Genomic DNA, 6,311 nt, shown 5'->3' with positions numbered 1-6,311 from the left:
GCGGCGTCCAGACGTACGACGCCTGGCTGGCCGAGGAGGGCCGGTGACCGATCGTCAGCAGCGGCTCGCGGACGACTACACCGCGGTCCGGCCGCGGCTCCTGCGCGTGGCCTACGCCGTGCTGGGCTCGTGGGCGGAGGCGGAGGACGTGGTGGCGGAATGCTGGCTGCGGGTGGTCGCCGCCGACGCACGCGAGCCGGTGCGGGACGTCGAGGGCTGGTCGGTCGTCGCGGTGGCGCGGGCCGCGCTCGACGTCCTCCGCTCGGCGCGGTCGCGTCGGGAGTCCTACGTCGGCCCATGGCTCCCGGAGCCGATGATCGACGAGCGCCCGGGTGCCGATCCGGCCGACCGGGTCACTCTCGACGAGTCCGTCGGCTACGCGATGCTCGTGGTCCTGGAGCGACTCTCGCCGGCCGAGCGGACGGCGTTCGTCCTGCACGACGTCTTCGGCGTGCCGTTCTCGGAGCTGGCGTCGGTCGTGGGCCGCTCCCCGGAGGCGGTCCGACAGCTCGCCTCCCGGGCCCGCCGCCGGATGCGCGACGCCGCTCCCCGCCACGACGTCGACCCCGCCGCGCACGCGGCCGTCGTCGAGCGGTTCCTCGGAGCCGCCGTCGGTGGCGACCTCGGCGTGCTGATCGAGCTGCTCGACCCGGACGTCGAGGCCGTCTCCGACGGGGGCGGGAAGGTGTCGGCCGCCCTCCGCCCGGTGCGGGGAGCGGACCGCGTGGCGCGGTTCCTCGCCGGGCTGGCCCGCAAGAACGCCGACGCGGAGACCAGCGTGGTCCGGGTCAACGGCCTGATGGGGATCGCGCTGCGTCGCGACGGCCGTCCGGACACGGTCATCTCCTTCGCCGTGGCCGGCGGTCGGGTCACCCGGATCCACATCGTGCGGAACCCGGACAAGCTGGCCGGGCTCGGCCCGACGCCCTAGCTCACCGGGTCCGGAGACGCCTCAGCTGACGGCCATGTCCTCGCCGGCCCAGAACGCCCGCATGCTGGCGATCCGGCCGTCGTCGTCGAACGTCATCACGTCGATCGGGGAGAGCGTGTAGGTCTGGTCGCCCGCCTTGGTGATCAGCTCGAACTGGAAGGCCGCCTCGGTGCCCGCGATCCGTACGCTGAGCAGGGTGCTCTGCTGCTCGAGGCCCTCCAGGCCGCTGTAGAACTCCAGGATGGACTCCCGAGTGCTGCGCACCTCGCTCCCGACGGGATCCTCGACGGTCGCACCGACGGCGTAGAGATCGACGATCTCGGCGGCGGTGCCGGCGCCGACCAGGTCGACGTAGCGCTGGATGGTCCCGAGGATCGTGTCCCTGCTGGCAGCCATGACTTCTCCTAGAAGTAGAACGCGTTCTAGAGATTATGGCGTGCTGGTGCGGGGACTGCCTACGGGCTCACCGCCTGGATCCCCACCGACGTCATGGTGGCCACCCGACCGCGGCCGGACCGCTTGGCGTCGTACAGCGCGGAGTCGGCAGCGGAGTAGAGCGGGCGAATGCCGGCCGCGTGGGTCGGCATGTGGGCACAGCCCACGCTGATGGAGATGTCGAGGGTGGCTCCGTCGGGGAGGTGGAATGCGTGCGCCGCGACCGTGGCCACCATGTCCTCGGCGCGAGCCAGCGCGGTCGGATAGGCGCAGTCGAGCAGCAGCACGGCGATCTCGTCACCGCCGAGCCGGCACACCACGTCACTCCCGCGGCTGCGGCTCAGCAGCAGCTTCGAGAGCTGGACGAGGACCTGGTCACCGACCGGATGTCCGTGCCGGTCGTTGATGGACTTGAAGTGGTCCACGTCGATCAGGATCAGTGCCGTTCCGGCACCGCCGGACGTCCCCGAGCCGACTGCCTCGTCGAGGACGCGACGGGTCGCGAGGCCGGTCAGCGGGTCGACGGCGGCCATCTGCACGAGCCGGCCGACAAGTCTCGCGTGGCGCTCGCTCGAGGCCGTCAGCAGCGCCGAGGTTGTCACCAACGTCGCGGTGACGTATCCGGCGTCGACGATCGCCGCTCGGATGGGCAGCTGCGTGCTTACGACGATCAGCTCGCCCAGGATCGATGCGCCGGTCATCACCGCGGCACCGGGCGGCGGGAGCTGCGACGCGCCGTAGAGCGCGGGGAAGAGGAAGAAGATCTGCGCCGCGAGCGAGGCGTCGTGGGTGAGCAGGTCGATCGCGGTGATCGCCGGGACGGCGAGGAGCGGGCCGAGCGCCCACGCCACCCGGTGCGTCTCGTCGAATCGCCGGGACTGGACGGCGAACAGGATGACGAGCACGACGATCACTCCGGCCACGGCGACGCCGTCGGTGCGGATCTCGGCGTTCTGGAGAGGCGCGGCGGCGATCGAGACACCCGCGCCCACGGCGCACAACGTCGACAGCGACCGTGCCGCGGCGCGGTGGTGGCGTGGCTGCATCCAGCCGAGAACGTTCATCGATCACCAGGCTCGTCCCGGCCGCTGAGGCCGATCTCTGAGGTTGTGATCCGACGATAGGGAGGGCCGGAGGAGGCGCTCCGGTGATCGAGCGTTCCGATCGGACGTGTCGGCAGATCGCGCCCGATCGGGTGGCGAGCGTGGCACCGAGTGACTAGGAGTTCGCCGCCGAAGGGCCCTTGGCGGTGAGTTTTTGGTAGCGTGTCGCCGCAAGAGCCCCGGTCCTTGCCGGGGTTCCTTGCTTTGAGAACCCAATGTGGGTGCGTTGAGCAGCCGTCCCGATCAGGCGGGGCGGAGGGACTCCGTCCCGAGCGAAGGAGCGAGCGAATGCCCGCGATCGTGATCGTCGGAGCCCAGTGGGGCGACGAAGGCAAGGGCAAGGCCACCGACCACCTCGGCAGCCGGGTCGACTACGTGGTGAAGTTCAACGGAGGCAACAACGCCGGCCACACCGTGGTGATCGGTGACGAGAAGTACGCCCTCCACCTGCTGCCCAGCGGCATCCTCACCGCTGGCTGCACACCTGTCATCGGCAACGGGGTGGTCGTCGACATCGACGTCCTGTTCCAGGAGATCGACGGCCTCGAGGCCCGGGGCATCGACACCGGTCGGCTCAAGGTCAGCGCCAACGCGCACGTCATCGCCGACTACAACCGCACCCTCGACAAGGTGACCGAGCGTTTCCTCGGCAGCCGCCGGATCGGCACCACCGGCCGCGGCATCGGACCGACCTACGCCGACAAGATGAACCGGATCGGCATTCGGATCCAGGACCTCTTCGACGAGAAGATCCTCACCCAGAAGGTGGAGGGCGCCCTGGATCTGAAGGGCCAGATCCTGACCAAGGTCTACAACCGCCGCGCCCCGTCGGTCGACCAGACCGTGGAGGAGCTGCTCGGCCACGCGGATCGGCTGGCGCCGTACGTCTGTGACACCGCGCTGTTGCTCGGCGAGGCCCTCGACCGCGACGAGGTCGTGCTGCTCGAGGCTGGCCAGGCCACCCTGCTCGACGTCGACCACGGCACCTACCCGTTCGTGACCTCCAGCAGCGCGACCGCGGGCGGTGCGTGCACGGGCTCGGGGATTCCGCCGACCCGCATTGACCAGGTGATCGCGATCGTGAAGGCCTACACCACCCGCGTGGGGGAGGGGCCGTTCCCGACCGAGCTCGACGACGACAAGGGAGAGTTCCTCCGCAAGCAGGGCTGGGAGTACGGCACCACCACCGGTCGCCCGCGCCGTTGCGGCTGGTTCGACACCGTCATCGCCCGCTACGCGGCGCGGATCAACGGCGTCACCGACTTCGTGCTCACCAAGCTCGACGTGCTGACCGGCCTGGAGCAGGTCCCGGTCTGCGTGGCGTACGACGTCGACGGCGTGCGCCACGACGAGATGCCGGTGAACCAGACCGACTTCCACCACGCCGTCCCGGTCTACGAGTACCTCCCCGGCTGGTTCGAGGACATCTCGCACTGCCGAACCTTCGAGGAGCTGCCGCCGGCCGCCCGGGACTATGTCGAGTACGTCGAGGCGCGATCCGGTGCCCGGATCTCGGTAGTCGGGGTGGGGCCGGAGCGGGAGCAGGCCGTGGTCCGGCACCCGCTGCGCTGATTGGGGCGCCGTGGCGCGGCGCGGGCGGGCTCGGGAACTTGGGGAGCCCTCCTTGGTTCCCGCGGTTTCGCGGCCTGGCCTGCCATAATCTGCCGCAGCGGCAGGTATACGGACCCTGGTTTGGGGGCACTGCCGTCCATGGGCTGTGGGGGTCCTGAGGAGGTCTTGTGCCGGAGCGGCCGACAGTGGTGATCGTCGACGACTCCGCGGAGTTGCGCGTCGTCGTCCGCTCGCGGCTCGAGGCCTCGGGGCTGTTCGACGTCGTCGGCGAGGCCGGGGACGGGGGCGAGGCGATGCTGCTCGCCCACAAGCTCAGCCCCACGCTGATGCTGCTGGACACCTCGATGCCGATCATGGACGGGCTCGAGGCGCTACCGCTGGTCCTGGCGGTGTCGCCCGACACGAAGGTCGTGGTCTTCACCGGCTTCGAGGAGGTAGGTCTGGCGATCCGTGCGCGGGAGCTGGGCGCGGTGGACCTGATCGAGAAGTCGGTCCCGATCGACAAGCTGCCGGAGCTGCTGTGGCAGCACGTGGGGGGTGGCCCCGAAGCCCGCCCGCCGCGTCCGGGAGGGCTGCGGATCGCGCGCGGAATCGACCAGGCCGCGGCGCGCGACCAGGCGGCTCTGGACGAGCACCTCGAGCGGTATCGGGAGGTCTTCCACCAGGCCGCGATCGGCATGGCGACGATGACGCTGAACGGCAGCATCGTCCGCGCCAACTCCGAGCTGGCCGCCATGGTGCACCGGGAGCCGGCTGACCTCGTGGGCCTGGACTACGGCGTCCTGACCCGGCGACACGGAGACCAGCTCGACGACGCCCTGGCTCGGATCACCGAGGGCGACGAGGAGCTCGCCACCTTCGAGCACCCCCTGGTGACCGACGACGGCGCCAGCACCCTGCGGGTCAGCCTCGCGCCGATCCGCGACTCGGCGGGCAAGCCGCTCTACGTCTTCGCGCAGGTGCAGGACATCACGCCGGAGGTCGAGCTGCGCCGCAGCGAGGAGATGTTCCGGCTGCTGGTGACGGCAGTGAGGGACTATGCGATCTACATGCTCGACGTCGACGGCAGGGTCGCGAGTTGGAACGCGGGCGCGCAGAACATCAAGGGCTACGCCGCGGACGAGATTCTCGGACGCCACTACCGCGTGTTCTACCCCGAGGCGGAGCGGGAGGCTCGGCACCCCGAGCACAACCTCCAGATGGCGCTGCGCGAGGGCGCGTACGCCGAGGAGGGCTGGCGGGTCCGTCGAGACGGCAGCCGGTTCTGGGCCAGCGTGGTCATCACCGCGGTCTACGACGACGCCGGACGCCATCGCGGCTTCGCCAAGGTCACCCGCGACCAGACCCAGCAGCGAGCCCACGAGGAGCAGCGCAGGCGGGCGATCGAGCAGCAGGCGCAGCTGCTCGCGATCACCGCGCACGAGCTGCGCACGCCGACGGCGGTCATCGAGGGCTCGGTGTCCATGCTGCGTGAGGGTGACGACCTCGCTCTGGATGAGCTGAGCCGGCTGCTGGACGCGATGTCGAGCAGCGCCCAACGCCTCCAGCGGCTGGTCGCCGACCTGTCCAGCGCGTCCAACATGCACGCTGACGCCCTCGCCCTGCGGCCGGAGCGGCTCTCGCTCCAGGCGACGTTGATCGCGGCGGCAGAACGGGTCCGGGCCGTGCACCCGACTGCGCGGATCGGCCTGGACGTCGCCCAGGACGTCGACCTGGTCGCCGACCCGGCGCGGGTCGGCCAGGCACTGGACAACCTGCTGGAGAACGCCCTTCGCCACGGACGAACGCCGGTGATGCTGCACGGCGAGCCGACGGAGGACGGCGTACGGGTGCTCGTCTCCGACGCGGGCCCCGGAGTGGAGCCCCGTCTGGTCGACCGGCTCTTCGAGCGGTTCGCGCACGCCGGCTCGGCCGGCAGCACCGGCCTGGGTCTGCACCTGGTGCGGGAGATCGCGCGCAGCCACGGCGGAGAGGTGTCGTACCTTCCACCCGGGGACGGGCGCCGAACCGCGTTCGCGGTGGAGCTTCCCAGCCTGCCGCGGGCGCCGGGCGTCTGACCGGCGCGGACCGGGACTGGGTCGCGCGGTCCACGCGCCCTAGGCTGGTCGCCCGTGAAGACCCTCGTCATCGGCAGCGGCGGGCGCGAACACGCCCTCGCCCTCGCACTGTCCCGCGACCCCGGCGTCACCGAGGTGCACGCCGCGCCCGGCAATCCGGGCATCGGGACCGTCGCGACGCTGCACGCCGTGGACCCGATGGACGGCGCGGCC

The 6,311-nt window shown here is 71.0% G+C and carries 6 protein-coding genes; 4 read left to right on the top strand and 2 right to left on the bottom strand.

The genetic code is table 11. The annotated features are described in order from the left end of the window. Positions 1 to 43 precede the first annotated feature (43 nt). The gene (gene sigJ, locus E7Z54_RS11270) at positions 44 to 931 is read left to right on the top strand and encodes an RNA polymerase sigma factor SigJ (RefSeq protein WP_206056155.1); all 888 of its coding nucleotides are present in this window, start codon (positions 44 to 46) and stop codon (positions 929 to 931) included. 21 nt (positions 932 to 952) lie between these two features. Here sigJ and E7Z54_RS11265 read toward each other — a convergent pair whose 3' ends face one another. Both E7Z54_RS11265 and E7Z54_RS11260 read right to left on the bottom strand, forming a co-directional pair. Beyond that, a complete protein-coding gene (locus E7Z54_RS11265) occupies positions 953 to 1,327 on the bottom strand; it encodes a nuclear transport factor 2 family protein (RefSeq protein WP_136433737.1) in 375 nt (124 codons plus the stop codon). A gap of 59 nt (positions 1,328 to 1,386) precedes the next feature. Then, positions 1,387 to 2,430, bottom strand: coding sequence for a GGDEF domain-containing protein (locus E7Z54_RS11260; protein WP_136433735.1), 1,044 nt, complete (start codon positions 2,428 to 2,430; stop codon positions 1,387 to 1,389). Between the two features lie 327 nt (positions 2,431 to 2,757). Here E7Z54_RS11260 and E7Z54_RS11255 point away from each other — a divergent pair, with 327 nt between their 5' ends. From E7Z54_RS11255 to E7Z54_RS11245, 3 genes are all read left to right on the top strand, one after another. Further along, on the top strand, positions 2,758 to 4,041 hold the full coding sequence (locus tag E7Z54_RS11255; protein WP_136433733.1) for an adenylosuccinate synthase: 1,284 nt from the start codon (positions 2,758 to 2,760) through the stop codon (positions 4,039 to 4,041). A 167-nt stretch (positions 4,042 to 4,208) separates the two neighbouring features. Next, positions 4,209 to 6,098, top strand: coding sequence for a PAS domain S-box protein (locus tag E7Z54_RS11250; RefSeq protein WP_136433731.1), 1,890 nt, complete (start codon positions 4,209 to 4,211; stop codon positions 6,096 to 6,098). 54 nt (positions 6,099 to 6,152) lie between these two features. Further along, the coding region (locus E7Z54_RS11245) for a phosphoribosylamine--glycine ligase N-terminal domain-containing protein (RefSeq protein WP_276606222.1) at positions 6,153 to 6,311 on the top strand (159 nt) is incomplete at its 3' end.

It is taken from the genome of Nocardioides sp., from assembly GCF_004803405.1.
In the GTDB taxonomy this organism is placed as follows: domain Bacteria; phylum Actinomycetota; class Actinomycetes; order Propionibacteriales; family Nocardioidaceae; genus Nocardioides; species Nocardioides vastitatis.
The sequence above is the reverse complement of the archived record's forward strand: the minus strand, read 5'-3'. Positions and strand labels throughout refer to the sequence as shown.

Excerpts from the sequence above, each read along its gene's own strand:
- E7Z54_RS11260 (WP_136433735.1), bottom strand. The coding sequence starts at position 2,430 with ATGAACGTTCTCGGCTGGATGCAGCCACGCCACCACCGCGCCGCGGCA.
- E7Z54_RS11265 (WP_136433737.1), bottom strand. The coding sequence starts at position 1,327 with ATGGCTGCCAGCAGGGACACGATCCTCGGGACCATCCAGCGCTACGTC.
- E7Z54_RS11255 (WP_136433733.1), top strand. The coding sequence starts at position 2,758 with ATGCCCGCGATCGTGATCGTCGGAGCCCAGTGGGGCGACGAAGGCAAG.